The 16,600-nt window shown below is 69.3% G+C and carries 15 protein-coding genes and 2 tRNA genes; 12 read left to right on the forward strand and 5 right to left on the reverse strand.

Annotation, left to right across the window (positions count from 1 at the left end):
* The first annotated feature begins 6 nt into the window (after positions 1-6).
* From LPN01_RS01120 to LPN01_RS01130, 3 genes are read left to right on the forward strand one after another with little or no spacing between them, the layout of a single operon-like run.
* The gene (locus LPN01_RS01120) at positions 7-2,034 is read left to right on the forward strand and encodes a lytic transglycosylase domain-containing protein (RefSeq protein ID WP_262826517.1); all 2,028 of its coding nucleotides are present in this window, start codon (positions 7-9) and stop codon (positions 2,032-2,034) included.
* 8 nt (positions 2,035-2,042) lie between these two features.
* Positions 2,043-2,528, forward strand: coding sequence for a transcription elongation factor GreB (gene greB, locus LPN01_RS01125; protein ID WP_262826518.1), 486 nt, complete (start codon positions 2,043-2,045; stop codon positions 2,526-2,528).
* A 58-nt stretch (positions 2,529-2,586) separates the two neighbouring features.
* Positions 2,587-3,411, forward strand: a complete 825-nt coding sequence (locus LPN01_RS01130; protein ID WP_262826519.1) for an NYN domain-containing protein — start codon at positions 2,587-2,589, stop codon at positions 3,409-3,411.
* Positions 3,412-3,418: 7 nt separating this feature from the next.
* Here LPN01_RS01130 and LPN01_RS01135 read toward each other — a convergent pair whose 3' ends face one another.
* Entirely contained in the window at positions 3,419-4,600 is a 1,182-nt protein-coding gene (locus LPN01_RS01135; protein ID WP_262826520.1) for a sensor histidine kinase, read from the reverse strand.
* A 215-nt stretch (positions 4,601-4,815) separates the two neighbouring features.
* Between LPN01_RS01135 and LPN01_RS01140 the strand changes: the two genes are divergently transcribed.
* Complete coding sequence (locus tag LPN01_RS01140) at positions 4,816-5,721, forward strand: hypothetical protein (RefSeq protein ID WP_262826521.1); 906 nt, start codon at positions 4,816-4,818, stop codon at positions 5,719-5,721.
* A 3-nt stretch (positions 5,722-5,724) separates the two neighbouring features.
* On the opposite strand, the gene ettA is transcribed toward LPN01_RS01140, so the two are convergent.
* The gene (gene ettA / locus LPN01_RS01145) at positions 5,725-7,404 is read right to left on the reverse strand and encodes an energy-dependent translational throttle protein EttA (protein WP_262826522.1); all 1,680 of its coding nucleotides are present in this window, start codon (positions 7,402-7,404) and stop codon (positions 5,725-5,727) included.
* A gap of 150 nt (positions 7,405-7,554) precedes the next feature.
* Here ettA and LPN01_RS01150 point away from each other — a divergent pair, with 150 nt between their 5' ends.
* The 4 genes from LPN01_RS01150 (at position 7,555) to LPN01_RS01165 (ending at position 9,764) form a co-directional block, all read left to right on the forward strand.
* Positions 7,555-8,964 (forward strand): M28 family peptidase, encoded by a 1,410-nt coding sequence (locus tag LPN01_RS01150; RefSeq protein WP_262826523.1) that lies wholly within the window; start codon positions 7,555-7,557, stop codon positions 8,962-8,964.
* 132 nt (positions 8,965-9,096) lie between these two features.
* The gene (locus tag LPN01_RS01155; protein ID WP_262826524.1) at positions 9,097-9,360 is read left to right on the forward strand and encodes a hypothetical protein; all 264 of its coding nucleotides are present in this window, start codon (positions 9,097-9,099) and stop codon (positions 9,358-9,360) included.
* Between the two features lie 140 nt (positions 9,361-9,500).
* Positions 9,501-9,576 (forward strand) — tRNA-Ile (locus tag LPN01_RS01160).
* A 111-nt stretch (positions 9,577-9,687) separates the two neighbouring features.
* Positions 9,688-9,764, forward strand: a tRNA-Pro gene (locus LPN01_RS01165).
* A 13-nt stretch (positions 9,765-9,777) separates the two neighbouring features.
* Here the strand turns inward: LPN01_RS01165 and LPN01_RS01170 are convergent.
* Positions 9,778-10,749 carry a polysaccharide deacetylase family protein gene (locus tag LPN01_RS01170; RefSeq protein WP_262826525.1) on the reverse strand — a complete coding sequence of 324 codons (972 nt, stop codon included), beginning with the start codon at positions 10,747-10,749 and terminating at the stop codon, positions 9,778-9,780.
* Positions 10,750-10,781: 32 nt separating this feature from the next.
* The gene (locus tag LPN01_RS01175) at positions 10,782-12,509 is read right to left on the reverse strand and encodes a histidine kinase dimerization/phospho-acceptor domain-containing protein (protein ID WP_316746448.1); all 1,728 of its coding nucleotides are present in this window, start codon (positions 12,507-12,509) and stop codon (positions 10,782-10,784) included.
* Between the two features lie 195 nt (positions 12,510-12,704).
* Here LPN01_RS01175 and LPN01_RS01180 point away from each other — a divergent pair, with 195 nt between their 5' ends.
* Positions 12,705-13,172 (forward strand): Lrp/AsnC family transcriptional regulator, encoded by a 468-nt coding sequence (locus LPN01_RS01180; RefSeq protein WP_262826527.1) that lies wholly within the window; start codon positions 12,705-12,707, stop codon positions 13,170-13,172.
* Between the two features lie 81 nt (positions 13,173-13,253).
* Here the strand turns inward: LPN01_RS01180 and LPN01_RS01185 are convergent, their stop codons facing one another.
* Positions 13,254-14,564, reverse strand: coding sequence for a tetratricopeptide repeat protein (locus tag LPN01_RS01185; protein WP_262826528.1), 1,311 nt, complete (start codon positions 14,562-14,564; stop codon positions 13,254-13,256).
* A 175-nt stretch (positions 14,565-14,739) separates the two neighbouring features.
* On the opposite strand from LPN01_RS01185, the gene yaaA reads away from it, so the two are divergent.
* The 3 genes from yaaA (at position 14,740) to LPN01_RS01200 (ending at position 16,569) form a co-directional block, all read left to right on the forward strand.
* Complete coding sequence (gene yaaA, locus LPN01_RS01190; RefSeq protein WP_262826529.1) at positions 14,740-15,480, forward strand: peroxide stress protein YaaA; 741 nt, start codon at positions 14,740-14,742, stop codon at positions 15,478-15,480.
* On the forward strand, positions 15,477-16,166 hold the full coding sequence (locus tag LPN01_RS01195) for an SDR family oxidoreductase (protein WP_262826530.1): 690 nt from the start codon (positions 15,477-15,479) through the stop codon (positions 16,164-16,166). The genes yaaA and LPN01_RS01195 overlap by 4 nt, the downstream gene beginning before the upstream one ends.
* A gap of 112 nt (positions 16,167-16,278) precedes the next feature.
* Positions 16,279-16,569, forward strand: a complete 291-nt coding sequence (locus LPN01_RS01200; RefSeq protein ID WP_262826531.1) for a hypothetical protein — start codon at positions 16,279-16,281, stop codon at positions 16,567-16,569.
* The last annotated feature ends 31 nt before the right edge of the window (positions 16,570-16,600 follow it).

Here is a 16,600-nt window from a genome sequence, read left to right on the forward strand (position 1 = left end):
GTCCACATGCACCCAGCCACGCTTCCGATCGGACTTCTTCTCGCGACCTTTGCCGGCGTCACCGCCGCGCCCCTTCAGACGATCACCCAGCCCGCCACGCCGGCGGCGACCGGGGACGCATTCGACCGCTATCGCACGCAAATGGCGAATATGTCGCCGCAGGCACCGCAAAACCCGCAGGACGGCGCGATCGCCGCGGCGCTCGCCCAGTGGAAGGCGGTGCAGCAGACCGACGCGCTGCCGTTCGACAGCTATGCGGGCTTCCTGATGGCCCACCCCGGCTGGCCGGGCGAGGCGTCGAACCGGCGCGCGGCGGAGCGCCAGGCGGCCACCGCCGCACCGGGCAGCGCGATCGCCTATTTCACCCGCTTCCCGCCGCAGTCGGGCGCCGGCCTCGTCGCGCAGGCGCGCGCATTGCAGGCGGTGGGCCGCACGGCCGAGGCGCAGGCCGCGGCGCGGGCGGCGTGGCGCAAGGGCGGGCTGGCGGCGAACGACGAGGCCGCGGTGCTGACCGGCTTCGGATCGGCGCTGACCGCCGACGACCATGACGCGCGGATGGATGCGCTGCTGTGGCAGAATGCGACGGGCGTCGCGGCGCGGCAGCTCGCCTGGACCAGCCCGGCCCGGCGACCGGTGTTCGAGGCACGGCTCGCCTTCCGGACCAATGCCGCCAACGCGGCCGAGCTGTCGACGCGGACGCAGGACCAGTTCGCCGACGATCCGGGCTATATCGCCGATCGGGCGACATGGCTGCGCAACACCAACGCCTTTCCAACCCCGCGCAGCTGGCTCGCCCGGACGCGCACGCTCGCGACCCGGCCCGGCGACGTCGAGAAATGGTACGAGGTGCTGCTCGTCAATGCGCGCGGCGCGCTGGCGGACAGCCAGTATCAGCTCGCCTATGACATCGCGCGGCAGGTCGACGACGCCTATCCCGCGGGGACGGACGTGTCGGCCAAGCCCTATGGCGAGCGCGACGACTATACCAGCCTCGTCTGGCTCGCGGGCCAGGTCGCGATGAAGCAGCTCGGCCGGCCGGCGGACGCGATGGTCATGTTCGAACGCTACGGCCGCGGCAGCCAGTCGCCGCAGACGCGCGCCAAGGGCTTCTATTGGGCGGGCCGCGCCGCGGAGGCGGCGGGCAAGACGGTCGAGGCGGCGGCGTATTATGCGCAGGCGGCTGGCTATCGCGACCAATTCTATGGCCAGCTCGCGCTCGAGCGGACCGGGCGGCCGCTCGTCGCGCCGCCGGCGATCGGCACGCCGACGATCGCCCCTGCCGTCCGCCAGGCGTTCGCGAACCGCGAAACCGTACGCGCCGCGCGTTTCCTTGGCCAGATCGGCAGCTGGCAGGACCAGACCGCCTTCGTCCGCCAGATCGCGGCGCAGGCGAGCACCGATACCGATCACCTGCTCGCCGCCGAACTGTCGCGCGAGATCAACCGCCCCGACCTTGGTGTGATGGTCGGCCGCAGCGCGATGCAGAACGGCCTCAGCGACTATAGCGCGACGGGCTTTCCGACGGTGTCGGTTCCGGCGGGCTACGAGGACAATTGGACGCTGATCCACGCGATCGCACGGCAGGAGAGCCAGTTCGACAAGACCGCGGTCAGCCATGCCGGCGCGCGCGGACTGATGCAGCTGATGCCCGCCACCGCGCGCGAACAGTCCGGCAAGATCGGCCTCGCCTACAACCCCGCCGCGCTGACCAGCGATCCCAGCGTCTCGATCATGATCGGGTCGAGCTATTTCCAGCGCGTCTACGCCAATTACGGCAGCTACCCGCTCGCCGTTGCCGCCTATAATGCGGGCGGCGGCAACGTGAACAAATGGTTGCGCGCCAATGGCGACCCGCGCACCGGCACCGTCGACATGGTCGACTGGATCGAGGCGATCCCGTACCAGGAAACGCGCAACTACGTGCAGCGCGTATTGGAGAATGCGGTCGTCTACGACCTCATCAACCCCGCCCGCGCGAAGAGCCGGGGACCGGCGAACCTCAGCTGGTATCTGGGCAAGGGTCGCCCGGGCTGATCCGCGCGATGGAACAGCGACCCAATTACATCACGCCCGCCGGCTATGCCGCGCTGCGATCGGAATATGAGCAGCTGTTCGCGCGCGAACGCCCGGCGCTGGTCGACACGATCGCCTGGGCCGCGGGCAACGGCGACCGGTCGGAGAACGGCGATTACATCTACGGCCGCAAGCGGCTGCGCGAGATCGACCGGAGGCTCGGCTGGCTGTCGAAGCGGATGAAGGCGGCGAAGGTCGTCGATCCCACCGCGGCCGAAGACAGGGAACGCGTCTGGTTCGGGGCGACGGTGACGATCGCCGACGAGGACGACGGCCGGCGCGTGCTGACGCTGGTCGGCGACGACGAGGCGGAGGCGGGCGCCGGGCGGATCGGCTGGCACGCCCCGATCGCGCGCGCGCTGCGCGGCGCGGCGGTCGGCGACGTGCGGCGCGTCGTGCTGCCAGCCGGCGAGAAGGAATATGAGGTGCTGGCGATCACCTATCCGGCGGCATGAGCGCGCGGGCGCGGCGTTAGCGGTTGACCTCGCCCGCCGCCCCGGCGACGGTCGCTGCATGGCTGACGAAACCTCCCGCAACATCGCCCTGCTGATCGATGCCGACAATGCGTCCTGGCATGCGATCGATCCCGTCCTGACGGTGCTCGCCGAACTCGGCACGGTCAACATACGGCGCGTCTACGGCAACTGGTCGAAGCCGGCGCTGAAGGGCTGGCGCGACATGACGGTCAAGCACGGCATCGAACCGCAGCAGCAGTTCGACCTGACAAAGGGCAAGAACGCGACCGACATGAAGATGACGATCGACGCGATGGACCTGCTGTTCCGCGGGCGGGTCGACGGGTTCGGCATCATGTCGTCGGACAGCGACTTCATGCCGCTGGCGATGCGCATCCGCCAGGACGGCATCCCCGTCTACGGCTTCGGCAACGCCAAGACGCCCGAGGCGTTCAAACAGGCATGCACGCGCTTCATCGACGTCGGCGCGCTCGTCAGCGAAGCCAAGGCCGATGCGGCACCGCTCGCCGCCGCGCCGGCCACCGCCAACACCACCGCCACGAAGCCGGCCGCGAGCAAGCCGACCAGCATCGACGTGCCGATCGGCGATTCGCTGCCCCCCGCGCTCAGCGGCACGACCAAGGTCAAGAAGCCGATCGATCCCGAACTGATCGCGCTGCTGATCGACGCGTACCAGTCGGTCAAGCGCGACGAAAAGGGTTATGTCAGCCTGTCGGCGATGGGCCAGCTCGCGGGCAACCGATCGAGCTTCGACGCGCGCAACTACGGCTATCAGCGCCTGTCCGACCTGATCCAGGCGGTGCCCAATTTCCAGAGCGAGACGCGCGCCGACGGACGGATGTTCGTCAAGCGCGTGCGCTGACGGCGCTTCACGCGCGGCGCGGGTCCGGCATCGCTAGCACCGCCCGCGTGCCGGGCCCGGCGTCCTCATAAAGCAGCTCGCCGCGCAGCTGGCGCGCGAGGCTGACGATCATGCGCATGCCGAGGCTGCGCGACGAGGCCGATTTCGGATCGAATCCCTCGGGCAGCCCGACGCCATGGTCGCGCACCGCGAGGTGCAGGCCGTCGTCGCCTTCCGCGATCCGCACCTCGATATCGCCGCCGTCGTCATAGGCGTATTTGATCGCATTGGTGACGAGCTCGGTCACCAGCAGCCCGATCGGGATCGCGGTATCGGCGCTGATCTGCACCCGCGCGACGTCGCAATGGATCGAATGACCCGGCGCCTGTTCGCGCATCTGTTCGACGATACCGCCGATCAGGTCGTCGAGCGCCACGATGCCGACCTGATCGCCGCGCCACAACCGGTCGTGCGCCAGCGCGATCGCGGTGATCCGCGCCTGCGCATCGCCCAGCAGCCGGGTGATCCGCTCGTCCGGATCCGCCTGCATCTGGAGGTTGAGCAGCCCCGACACCATCGCCAGGCTGTTCTTGACGCGGTGGCTCGCCTCGCGCGTCAGCAGCTCCTGGTGTTGCAGCGCGTCGTTGAGCCGGCGCTCCGCCTCCTGCCGCTCGATCGCGACGCCGATCAGGTTCGCGAACCCCTGCATGAAAGCAAGGTCGGACGCCTCGAACTTGCCCTCGTCGGGGCTGTCGACCTCGAGCACGCCGAAGCGGCGGCCGCCGGCTTCGACCAGCACGTTGATCGCACGGCGGATCTGGTGATCGGCCATGAACGCGGGGGTCCGGAAACGCGTCTCGTTGCCGAGGTGGTTGGAAATGACCGCCTCGCCGGTGTGATAGGCATAGCCCGCCGGCGAGCCGAGATCCGCCCGCATCTCGACGCTGCCGACGACGCCGTCGCGCCAGCCGACGCCGCTGCGCACCAGCAAGGCGTCCTTGTGCTGGCAATGTTCGAGCAGCTTGCAATAGCGCGAGCGCATCCCTTGCGCGCACAATTCCACCGCCCGCTGGAGCATCGGTTGCAGGTCGCGCGCGCGCAGCGCCTCGATCCCGAACTTCGCGAGCACGGACTGCTGTTGCAGACGATATTGAAGCTCATCGGAACCGGGCGTTTCGCTGTCGCCCGGCGCCTGCTCGACGACCGCCAATCCCTGATCTTCCCCATCCCCGCGGGCGTCCGCCCGCTGCCTCATCCACGCAAGTAGAACGGTTCCAGCGGTTTACAAGCCACCGTGGGCCGACCCGTGCGCGACCCGCCGTCCGGCGACCGCCGACCGCACCGTTTCGGAGGTATCTGCGGCTCCACTGCCGTCGCGCACGCGCCATAGCGTCCCCCTGCGCTGCAACGGCGAACGGGGGAACGATGAAACTGAAGATCGAGGATATCGTCATCTGTCTGGCGCTGATGCTCAGCTTCTCGACGACGCTGCTGATGTCGATCGCCAACGAATCGTGGGGCACGCATTTCCCGTCGAGCCTGATCGCCTTCTTCGCCGCCGTCTGCGTCGCGGCGCTGCTGTACCGCTTCCTGGGGGGATCGGAGGGGTCGGAGTTCCGCATGGGGGTGTTGAAGGTCACCGGCTCGGGGGCGATCCTGCTCGGCGCGACGTGGTTCCTGGGCGATCGTATCCGGGCGGAAACCGCGATATACCGGACCGAGGCCGAATACCGGCCGGCGCTGGAGGCGAAGCAGGCGGCGGTGACGCGCCTGACCGAAACCAACCTGGCGCTCGACGAAAAGGTGCAGCGGCTGGAAACGCGGGTCGCCGAACTGAGCGCCGGGCACAGCGGCTACACGATCGAACAGATCCGCCGGATGCAGCCCGACGATGCGTTCGTGTCGGCGATCCGGCGGATGGTTGCGAACGAGGACATGCCGTTCCGCCTGACGCTGCGCGAGATGCCGGTCCGGGTCACGCTGAACGATGCGATGACCGACGCCAACGTCTATCGCATCTGCGTCGATACGCAGGAGGCACTGTTCCGGGATCTGGAGACGCAGAAGGACCGGCTGCGCATCCGCCGCAATACCGGCGACGGCGACACGCATGTGGTCGATGTCGTCCGCGGCGGCACGATCACCGGCGATGCGGCGGTCTGTCCGGCGAGCGGGCCGCGGACGTTCGACATCCAGATCACCTGCGCGGATGCCGCCACGCTGTTCCCCGACCGGATCGCGCGGTGTGCGGGGCTGAAACCGGTCTATCAGCCCAACGTCACGACGATCCGCGGCGAGAGGGTGACGCTGGGCGCCCTCCCGCCGCGGTGACCGTCAGCGGGTGAGCTTCTTGTACGCAAGCCGCGTCGGGCGATCGGCGGCGTCGCCCATCCGGCGGCGCTTGTCCTCTTCATAGCTTTCGTAATTGCCCTCGAACCATTCGACATGGCTGTCGCCCTCGAACGCCAGGATGTGCGTGCACAGGCGATCGAGGAAGAAGCGATCGTGGCTGATGACCACCGCGCAGCCCGCGAACGTCTCCAGCGCCTCCTCGAGCGCGCGCAGCGTCTCGACGTCGAGGTCGTTGGTCGGCTCGTCGAGCAGCAGGACGTTGCCGCCCTCCTTCAGCATCTTGGCCATGTGGACGCGGTTGCGCTCGCCACCCGACAGCTGGCCGACCTTCTTCTGCTGGTCGGGTCCGCGGAAGTTGAACGCGCCGACATAGGCGCGCGTGCCCAGCTCCTGCTTGCCGAAGCGGAAGACCTCCAGCTCGTCGGAGATTTCCTGCCACACGTTCTTGTTGGGATCGAGATCGTCGCGGCTCTGATCGACATAGCCGAGCTTCACCGTCGAGCCGACCTCGATCGTCCCGCTGTCGGGCTGTTCCTGTCCGGTGATGAGCTTGAACAGCGTCGACTTGCCCGCGCCGTTCGGGCCGATCACGCCGACGATACCGCCGGGCGGCAGCGTGAAGTCGAGGCCGTCGAACAGCAATTTGTCGCCATAGGCCTTGGTCAGCCCCTTCGCCTCGATCACCTTGCCACCGAGCCGTTCGGGCAGCTGGATCAGGATCTGCGCCTTGCCGGCGACGCGGTTCTCCTGCTTCGCCATCAGCTCGTCGAAGGCGCGGATGCGCGCCTTCGACTTGGTCTGGCGCGCCTTGGGGGTCTGGCGCATCCAGGCCAGTTCGTCGGCGATCGCCTTCTGCTTGCCCGCCTCCTCGCGCTCTTCCTGCTCGAGGCGCTTCGCCTTCTTTTCCAGATAGCCCGAATAGTTGCTCTCGTAGGTGTAATAGCGGCCGCGATCGAGTTCGAGCACCCAGTTGACGACATTGTCGAGGAAGTAGCGGTCGTGCGTCACGAGGATGACGTTGCCGGTATATTCCTTCAGGTAATTTTCCAGCCACGACACGCTTTCGGCGTCGAGGTGGTTGGTCGGTTCGTCGAGCAGCAGGATATCGGGCTTTTCGAGCAACAGCTTGCACAGCGCGACGCGGCGCTTCTCGCCGCCCGACAGCTTGCTGACGTCGGCGTCGCCCGGCGGGCAGCGCAACGCCTCCATCGCGACCTCCAACTGGTTGTCGAGCGTCCAGCCGTCGACCGCGTCGATCTTGCCCTGAAGCTCGCCCATCTCTTCCATCAGGGCGTCGAAGTCGGTGTCGTCCTTGGGATCGCCCATCTCCGCCGAAATGGCGTTGAAGCGGTCGACGAGGTCGGCGACCGGGCGCACGCCGTCCTTCACGTTGCCCATGACGTCCTTGGTCGGATCGAGCTGCGGCTCCTGCGCCAGATAGCCGACGCGCACGCCCTCGGCCGCCCAGGCCTCGCCGGTGAAGTCGGGGTCCATCCCCGCCATGATCTTCATCAGCGTCGACTTGCCAGCACCGTTCGGGCCGATGATCGCGATCTTCGCCGAGGGAATGAACTGGAGGTGGATGTTGTTGAGCACGGGCTTGTTGGCGCCCGGGAAGGTCTTGGTGAGGCCCTTCATGACGTAGGTATACTGGACGGCCATGGTCGGCGCGCGCTCCTGATCGATAAGTGCGGGAATTCTGCGTTGCGCATGTAGCGAGCGCGGGGGCCGGGTGCAAATGGCCGGCGCTTGTGCTCGGCGCCGCCATCGCTCACACCGCCGCCATCCGTATCAGACAAGGGGATTGACCGAATGACCCGCCTCGCCCTCGCCCTGCTGGCGCTCGCCTCGTCGAGCGCGCTCTCCGCCCCCGTCGCGGCGCAACGTACGGCGCCCCCTGCCCCCGCCCCGGTCGATCCGAAGGTCGCCGCGCTTCGCGATGCCGCGCTGAAGGACGACCTCGCCTATGACATCGTCGAGGGACTGACGACCGAGGTCGGACAGCGGCTGGCGGCGACCGATGCGGAGGCGCGGGCGCGGACCTGGGCGGTGGCGCGGCTGAAGGCGCTCGGTTTCCGGAACGTCCATGTCGAGACCTACCAGATGCCGGTCTGGCTGCGCGGCGCCGAGACCGCGGAGATCGTCGCGCCGTTTCCGCAGGCGTTGAAGCTGGTCGCGCTCGGCAATTCGGGCGCCACGCCCGCCGCGGGCCTGACCGCGCCGGTGGCCGTGTTCCGCACCTATGGCGACCTCGCCAACGCGCCGGCGGACAGCGTGCGCGGCAAGATCGTCTACATCGGCAATGCGATGCGCCCGACGCAGGACGGATCGAGCTACGGCGCCTACGGTCCGGCGCGCTTCGTCGGCCCTGCGCTCGCGGCGAGCAAGGGTGCGGCGGCGGTCGTCATCAAGTCGATCGGCACCGATCACCACCGCAACCCGCACACCGGCGGCACCAACTGGCCGGCCGGCGTGACGCCGATCCCGGCCGCGGCGCTGTCGGTGCCGGACGCCGAACTGATCGAGCGGATGGCCGACCGCGGCAAGCCGATCAGCCTCAAGCTGGTGCTGACGCCGCGCTTCGCGGGCACCGGCACGTCGGGCAACGTCATCGCCGAGGTGCCGGGCAGCGACCCCAAGGCGGGGATCGTGCTGGTCGGCGGCCACCTCGACAGCTGGGACCTCGGCACCGGCGCGATCGACGATGCGTCAGGCGTCGCGATCACGACCGCGGCGGCCAAGCGGTTGCTCGACGGCCCGCGCCCGCGCCGCACGATCCGCGTCGTCTGGTTCGGCGCGGAGGAGCCGGGCGGCTATGGCGGCAAGGACTATGCGCGCATCCATGGCGGTGAACGCCACGCGACGGCGGGGGAAAGCGATTTCGGCGCCGACCGCGTCTGGCGGTTCGAGGTGAACCTGCCCGACAGCGCCAAGGCCTTCGGCGACCGGCTCCAGTCGGCGCTGGCTCCGCTCGGCATCAGCCGCGGCGCCGGGCTCGGCGGCGACGGGACCGACGTCGGCCCGACGATGGCGCTCGGCGTCGCGGCGATCGACCTCAACCAGGACGGCACTCGTTACTTCGACACGCATCACACGCCCGACGATACGCTCGACCGGATCGACCCCGAACAGCTGCGCCAGAACGTCGCCGCGTGGACGGCGATGCTCGCCGTGGTGGCCAATGCGCCGGAGGATATCGGCCCCGTGACGCCGCGGCGCTGACCCGCGGAGGAGCACCGCAGCTGTCGCCCCGATGAATTTGGTGATTGACCGGGGGGAGTCGTGCGGTATTTGGGCTGTCTCGCGACGGCGATCGGGCCGGCCGCGATTTTTGCTTTGCTTGGGAGCATTCGAATGAAGAAGATCGCTTTCGTTCTCGCTGCCGCCGGCCTGATGTCCGTCGCTGCCTGCTCGAAGTCGCCTGAAGCCGCCGCCGTTGAGAACAACGCGGACATGCTGGCGGACAACATGGAAATGCAGGCGGACAACATGGACGCCATGGCTGACAACACCTCGAACGCGACGGCCGAAGCCGTGCTCGAGAACGCGGCCGACAACATCAACTCGGCGGCGGACAACGTCCGTGACGCAGCCGAGGAGAAGGCCGACAACATGTAATCGCGCTGCGCCGGGTTCGCCCGGCGCGCCGATCATGCTGTTGCACGATCTCGAAAGGGCGCTTTCCCGTGGGGAGGCGCCCTTTTTCGTTGTCCGTCTTTTTCTTTGGGCAGCGTTGCGCTAGCGAGCGCAGCACGGTGGGGCCTGTAGCTCAATGGTTAGAGCTGGCCGCTCATAACGGCTAGGTTGCGGGTTCGAGTCCTGCCGGGCCCACCAATTCCCCGATCCTCCGTCGCAGCGGGTTGCCACGACGCGACGACGCCTCTACAGCCGCCGACGTCCGTACGATCGGGGCACCCGGGCGGTGCCGTCCGTCGCCGGACATGTCGGGGAGTGGCGCAGGCTGGTAGCGCACCTGGTTTGGGACCAGGGGGTCGCAGGTTCGAATCCTGTCTCCCCGACCATCGTCGGTTCCGGTCAGCCGGCAGCGCGGAGTAGGTCTTCGAGGCTAGCGGCGGTCATGCCGAGCCGGGCGAGCAGGTCGAACATCCGATCCCACCATTGCCAGAAGCGCGACAGGTCGGCCGCGTCCCTGACATAGGGCGTGTGCCCGGGCACCAGCGACGGCGAGTGGAACGAGAAGGCGAGCAGCCGCAGGTCCTCCTCCCCCACCGCGATCCGGACCGCCTCGAGCGCGTCGGCGATCGGCATGTCCTCGGGCGTCAGCGCGATGCGACGCAACAGGCCGCTGCGGGCGAGCAGGCCGGGCGTGCGCGGAACGCGCGCCGCCACGGGGTACAACGCCGATCCATGCCGCCGCAGCCGCCCTGCGAAAACCGTCGTCAGCGGAATTTCCAGCAGCCCGCCCGTGCGATAGGCGGCATTGCCGATCGCGGAGAAATCGGGACCGCCATCGGCGCGATAGTCGTAGCGGGCGCGGACCGACGTATCGATCCGGTAGCCGCGGTCGACCAACAGGTCGCGCGTCGCCGCCCCGATGCCGTAGCGTCCGGCGCGATAGGCGACCGGCGTGCGTCCGAACGCCACGCGCAACAGGTCGGTCAGCGTGTCGAGCTTCGCGGCTTCCAGTCCGCGGGGCAGGTTGCCGGCGTAGCTGTCGCCCGGCGCCGCCGCGGCATAGGGCGGCGTTACCCACGGGTGCAGCTGTGCCCCCAGGGTCGAGCGGCCGTCGGCCAGCACCGCGCGCAGGATGTCGACGGCCGCGGCGTCGCTCGCGACGGGATGATCGATCATGCAGGCAAGCCCGACGCCATGCGCCGCGAAGCGGGCGTGAGCGGAGGGCAAGGCGGCGATCGTCGACACCGAGCGGTGGCGCCGGTCGAGCGGCGCCGACCAGTCGAATTCCTCCTCCACGTCCATGAAGACGACGAAGCGGCGTCCGAACGATGCCGGCCATCGCACGATGTCGCCGGACGGGGGCACGGGCATCCGATAGGGTTCGATGCCGTCGCGCCGCACGTTCAGTTGGTCGCCTGCCCCACCCTGTCATCTAGCGCGGCGGGCAGCCGCAGTGTCAAGAGATGCTCGCCGAACAGCAATTCCCCGCCCAGTTCGGCCGCGAGATTGCGTGCCAGCCGCAGCGCGAAGCCGGTGCCGAGCAGCGGCGCGCCCTCGGCATCGACGACGTCGCTGTCGATGCTCAGCAGCGCCTCCTCGCCCCCCGTACCGAGCGCGGACGGTCGTGCGAAGCACAAGGCGACCTGTCCGTCCGGCGCGGGCGCCTCGGCGATGTCGATCCGCTCGCCCGATGCCGCGGCGGCGGTCAGCGCCGCGAGCAGTCGCGACAGCAGGCGCTCCAGCGTGCGATCGTCGGTGAAGGCGGCGTGGTCCCCCATCGGGTGGATATCGAGCGCCGTGCCACGCAACGCGGCCAGCGGCGCGAGATCCTGCGCGATCCGTTCGAGCATCGGCTGGATGGCGACCGGTGTCGGGCGCAGGTCGAGCGCCTTGCCCTCGATCCGCGCCGCGGTGTCGAGATCATCGATCGCGCCGAGCAGCTTCAGTGCGGAATCGCGGATCGTCAGCGCGTGGTCGCGATAGACGGGCGCGACCGGGCCGAGCAGCTGCGCCTCGATCAGCTCGGCGAACCCGGCGATCGCATTGGTCGGGGTGCGCAGTTCGTGGACGAGCTGGCGCAGCGAATCGGGCGCGACGCGGCCCGGCACCGGGGTCGCCTCCTCGTCGCTCCGCGGGCGGCGCGCGGTCGCGGCATAGCCGGTGAAGCGGCCGGTGGCCGGATCGAACTGCGGCGTGCCGGCGACCCGCCACGCCCCCGCGGCGTCGGACTGGCCGCCGATGTCGAGCCGCGCACCCGCAAAGCGCTGCCGCTGGCGCAGCGCGCCGGTCATGACCGCGTCGACGCGGACCGCGCCCTGCGGTGCGCCGAGTGCCAGCGATGCGCCGATCAGTGCGCCGCGCGATACGCCGTCGACCGCGCAGATCACGCCGCGGCTGTCCGTGTCGAACCGGAAGCTGCCGACCGGCTCGGCGGGCGTGCGGGCGGTCCGCGGCGCCGCGTCCGCCGGACCGCGCTGCCGCTGGAAGGCGTCGATACGCGCGACGAGGTCGGCGATCTGGAACCCGCCTTCGGCACCGGCGACGGGCTCGGGCGGCGCCTCGTCGGGGAAGACGCGCGGGGCGGGCATGTCGGCCGTCGCAAGCGGCGGCGGCGGCGCCATGAACGGGACGGGGCTTGCAGGAGCGGCCACGACGGGAGGCGCCGCATCGTTCGCCGCCAGCGGCGCATCCGCAACGGGTGCGTCGTAGGGCAGGACGAAATCGGACGGGCCGAAGCTCGCCAGTCCGCGCTCGACATCGGCCGGAAGGTCGCGTCGATGGCGCAGCACGGCGCGGCTTTCGGGCTTCAGGCGCGGCAGCAGCGCGGTCCATTCCGCCCCGGTCAGCCGCGCGGTGCGGAGCACCGGCGCGGACACGGCCAGATCGTCCTCGGCGAACAGCCCGACGAGCGCGGCGGGTGGGCTTGCGAAGGCGAGCGCGCGCGCGCTTGCGGCGCGCACCTCGACCGGCACCGCCTGGCGGAGCAGGCGCAGCCGCGCCAGCGAGGGTTCGTCGTCGCCGATCCGCCCGCGTCCCATCAGGTCGACGAGCTGACGCCAGGCCGACTGCGCGCCGAACCCGGAGTTCATGTCGGCCGACAGGACCGTCTTCAGGCTATCATCGAAACGCACGGTCACTCCAGGACAGCGCCCGCTACCGAAGCGGCGCGAGGATTCCTTACCGGTGGCGACTCCCGCGGGGAACAGGCGATTTCGGGACACATTCCCGATCGTCGCATTGTGGGACAATTGCGTTGCACCGCAATTTTCTTATGAGTAGGACGGAGGTGCCACGCTGAACGGCCTGTTTTCGGAGAGCTTTACGCAATGTCTTTCGACCGGATCGACCGCCAGATCCTCGCCCACCTGCAGCAGGACGGCCGGATGACCAACGTCGAACTCGCCGAGCGGGTCGGCCTGACCGCGCCGCCGTGCCTGCGCCGCGTGCGCGCGCTGGAAGAGGCTGGCGTCATCCGCGGCTATCACGCCGATCTCGACGCCGCCAGCCTGGGCTTTCCGATCACCGTGTTCGCGATGGTTTCGTTGCGCAGCCAGGCCGAACACGATCTCGCCGCGTTCGAGGCGCATGTCGCCGGTATCGCCGAAATCCGCGAATGTCACATGCTGAACGGCGAGATCGACTTCATCCTCAAGATCGTCGCCAGCGACCTCAAGAGCTTCCAGGAAATCCTGACGACGCATCTGACCCCCGCGCCGAACGTCGCGAGCGTCAAGACGTCGCTGACGATCCGGACTGCGAAGGCCACGTCCGGGATTCCGGTCACGATCGACTGATCCCCAGGCGCACGTCGGGGATCCCGAACGGAACAGGGCGGCCCCTCGCGGGACCGGCCTGTTCGCGCTTCGGAAGTGGGCTCAGGCCGCGGGTGCGGCGTTCGAACCGACCTGGGTCCAGGTGGTCCACAGTGCCGCGATGCCTGCGCGGGGGTTGCCCGTCACGGCGCCGAATGCGGCCTGCGCCCCGGCCTTGTCGCCCGACCGCGCGAGCGCGATGCCGAGGCGCGTGTTCACCTCGTTCGCATCGACGCCGCCCTTGCTCAGCGCCGCGCGATACAGTTCGGCGGCCTTGGCATAGTTGTTCTGGCCGAGATACGCATCGCCGGTCGATGCGGCGATCTTGCCGTCCTTGGCGGCAAGCGCCTGCTTCTCGCTGCCCGCAAGCGATCCTTCGGTCTTGATCGCGCCGTTCGCCGCGGTCAGCAGCCCCTTCGAAAAGGTGCTCGACGCCGGGATCCTGCCGGACGCCATGCCTTCCTTCAGCACCGCCGCCGCCTCGTACGGGTTGCCGCGGTCGTAGACGCTCTTGGCGTAATCCTCGTACATCGCCTGGTCGGGCATCGCGCCCGCCGCCCGCATCAGGCGGTACAGATCAACGTTCTGCGCCTTGTCGGGCGTCGCGAGGCTGTTCTGCGCGAAGGCGAACTGCAGGATCACGTCACGCCACACCTTGGGCGTCGGATAGGCGGCGACGTACTTCTGCATCCACGCCAGCGTTTCGGGCGCCATCTTCTTGTTGTTCGCGGTCGCGATGCCGAAGCGGTAATAGGCCTCCGGCACCGGCTGGCCCGCCGCCTTCTGCGCGGTGATGTAGCGGTCGAGATCGGCCAGGCCGCCGGCGGTGTCGCCCGCCTGCACCTTCACCTTGGCGAGTTGGAGGTCGAAATCGGGGCTGTTGTAGCCGGCCTGCTTCGCCTGCGTGAAATATTGCGTCGCGACCGGATACTGGCCGCCGTTATAGGCGAGCTGGCCACGGCGAAACAGGTATTTGCCGCGGTCCGCCGCGGGTGTGTTCTTGGCCGCGAGCAATGCGTCGAGCGGCTTCGCCAGCACCGTCTCGTCGAGCGGCGCCTTGGGGTTGGCGGCCTGCGCGATCGCCAGCTTGGTGTTTTCCAGGTCGTAGCGGAGCGCGGCGGCGATATATTTGTCGTCGTCGGTCGTCGCCTGCGCCTCGATCTGCGCGACCAGCGGCTCGGCGGTGGCGGGGGTGCGGGCGGTGATCGCCTGCTGCGCCTGATAGGCGATCGCCTGCACGGGCTTGCTGAGCTTGAAGCCCGGCGCCGCCTGCTCTTCCTTCTTGTCCTTGGCGGCCGCGGGGGCGACGATCGCCAGGCCGCTCACGCCGGTGGCGAGCACGGCGGCGAGCGCAAGCTTCGAAAGGGTCTTCATGCTAACTCTCTCTCCAACAAGTTGGGGGCATCGCTGCCGCTAACGTTCGCGGCGCTCTAACGGTCCGTCCCCGACCGTACAAGCGACGCCGGCGGCAAACGACGGCGGTGGCGATGCCGATCCGCCGCTGAACGGCGATTGAACGCGGGCCGCCGGACCGCTACCGGCGGCGACGATGATCGCCGTTATCTCCCCCGCCAAGACGCTGGACTATGAGTCCCCCCTGCCCGCGCTCACCGCCACCGCGCCGCGGTTCGCGGACGAGGCCGCGACGCTCGCCGCCGCGGCGTCGCACCTGACGCAGCAAAGGCTGTCGGAGCTGATGCATATCTCGCCCGCGCTGGCCAAGCTGAACGCCGACCGGTTCCGCGACTTCGCGGATGCGCCGGAACGCCCGGCGCTGTTCGCCTTCGCGGGCGACGTCTACACCGGCCTCGATGCCGCGACGCTGGAGGCGGAGGCGCTGCCCTTCGCGCAGGACCATCTGCGCATGCTGTCGGGCCTCTACGGCCTGTTGCGGCCGTTCGACCGGATGCGACCCTATCGGCTGGAAATGGGCACGCGCTGGGCGCCGCGGCGCAAGGCGCTGACCGACTGGTGGGGCGACCGGATCGCGGCGGCGCTGACGCAGGACGTCGTCGCGGACGGCAGCGGCGTGGTCCTGAACCTCGCCAGCCAGGAATATTGGGCCGCGGTCGCCGGTCGCCTGCCGGCGGACATCCGCGTCGTCGCGGTCGATTTCCGCGACGGCGACCGCTTCGTCAGCTTTCACGCGAAGAAGGCGCGCGGCATGATGGCCCGCTGGATGATCGAGCATCGCATCACCGACATCGCCGCGATGCAGGGGTTCGACAGCGCCGGTTACGCCTTCGACGCCGATGCCAGCACCGACGACCAGTGGCGGTTCAGCCGATGACCGCCGCGGTCATCATCGGCAGCTCGGGCGGGATCGGTGCGGCGCTCGCGGACGCGATCGAGGACGAGGGCACGTTCGACATGGTCCACCGCCTGTCGCGGGCGGGCACGGACCGGATCGATATCGAGGACGAGGCGAGCATCGCCGCCGCGGCGGCACGGATCGCCGCCGGCCCGCCGCCCGCGCTGGTGATCGTGGCGACGGGCATGCTGCACGATGCGACGCACGGCCCCGAAAAGAGCCATCGCGAGCTCGACGCGGCATGGCTCGCCCGGACGATGGCGGTCAATGCGATCGGACCGGCGATGGTCGCCCGCCACCTGCTCCCGCTGATGCCGCGGCAGGGGCGGACGGTGTTCGCGGTCCTGTCGGCACGGATCGGCAGCATCTCGGACAACCGGCTGGGTGGCTGGTACGGCTATCGCATGGCGAAGGCGGCGCTCAACCAGCTGGTGCGGACGCTGAGCATCGAGGAGCGGCGGCGGAACGACCGGTCGATCGTCGTCGGCCTGCACCCCGGCACCGTCGATACCGCCCTGTCGCGGCCGTTCCAGGGCAACGTGCGTCCCGGCACGCTGTTCACGCCCGACCGCGCGGCGTCGCAGCTGCTCGACGTACTCGACGGTCTGGGCGCGCCGGACAGCGGCAAGCTGTTCGATTTCGAGGGGAAAGAGGTCGCTCCCTGACCGAAGATGACGGAAACGTCATGATCCGGCCATTGCGGCGTCAGCGATCCGCGCGCATTTTCCCGACACGACGACGACGCGGTTCCACGCGTCCGCCGGTGGAGACGATGCCATGACCCGATCCCTGCCCCTCGCCCTGTTCGCCGCCGCCACGCTGTGCTGCGGATCCGCCGCGCTCGCCACCGGCGGGCAGGCGACGTCCGCCAAGGTGACCGCGACCAGCCGCACGACGACGACGACCAGGCCGGCGATCGGCAAGCCGACCACGGCGACGCGGACGACGACGCGCACCACCACCGCCGCCAAGGGGCGGATGGTGACCACCAAGACGAGCACCGGCAAGACCGTCACCTACGATTGCGGCAAGGCGGGCAACGCCGCCAAGGCCGCCTGCAAGAAGTGACGCCGCCGGGCGTCTGAACGCGCCGCGCGCG

Source organism: Sphingomonas sp. A2-49, from assembly GCF_025548555.1.
Classification (GTDB): domain Bacteria; phylum Pseudomonadota; class Alphaproteobacteria; order Sphingomonadales; family Sphingomonadaceae; genus Sphingomonas.

Excerpts from the sequence above, each read along its gene's own strand:
- LPN01_RS01170 (WP_262826525.1), bottom strand. The coding sequence starts at position 10,749 with ATGCCCGTGCCCCCGTCCGGCGACATCGTGCGATGGCCGGCATCGTTC.
- LPN01_RS01120 (WP_262826517.1), top strand. The coding sequence starts at position 7 with ATGCACCCAGCCACGCTTCCGATCGGACTTCTTCTCGCGACCTTTGCC.
- greB (WP_262826518.1), top strand. The coding sequence starts at position 2,043 with ATGGAACAGCGACCCAATTACATCACGCCCGCCGGCTATGCCGCGCTG.
- yaaA (WP_262826529.1), top strand. The coding sequence starts at position 14,740 with ATGATCGCCGTTATCTCCCCCGCCAAGACGCTGGACTATGAGTCCCCC.
- LPN01_RS01130 (WP_262826519.1), top strand. The coding sequence starts at position 2,587 with ATGGCTGACGAAACCTCCCGCAACATCGCCCTGCTGATCGATGCCGAC.
- LPN01_RS01155 (WP_262826524.1), top strand. The coding sequence starts at position 9,097 with ATGAAGAAGATCGCTTTCGTTCTCGCTGCCGCCGGCCTGATGTCCGTC.
- LPN01_RS01150 (WP_262826523.1), top strand. The coding sequence starts at position 7,555 with ATGACCCGCCTCGCCCTCGCCCTGCTGGCGCTCGCCTCGTCGAGCGCG.
- LPN01_RS01195 (WP_262826530.1), top strand. The coding sequence starts at position 15,477 with ATGACCGCCGCGGTCATCATCGGCAGCTCGGGCGGGATCGGTGCGGCG.
- ettA (WP_262826522.1), bottom strand. The coding sequence starts at position 7,404 with ATGGCCGTCCAGTATACCTACGTCATGAAGGGCCTCACCAAGACCTTC.
- LPN01_RS01180 (WP_262826527.1), top strand. The coding sequence starts at position 12,705 with ATGTCTTTCGACCGGATCGACCGCCAGATCCTCGCCCACCTGCAGCAG.
- LPN01_RS01200 (WP_262826531.1), top strand. The coding sequence starts at position 16,279 with ATGACCCGATCCCTGCCCCTCGCCCTGTTCGCCGCCGCCACGCTGTGC.
- LPN01_RS01185 (WP_262826528.1), bottom strand. The coding sequence starts at position 14,564 with ATGAAGACCCTTTCGAAGCTTGCGCTCGCCGCCGTGCTCGCCACCGGC.
- LPN01_RS01140 (WP_262826521.1), top strand. The coding sequence starts at position 4,816 with ATGAAACTGAAGATCGAGGATATCGTCATCTGTCTGGCGCTGATGCTC.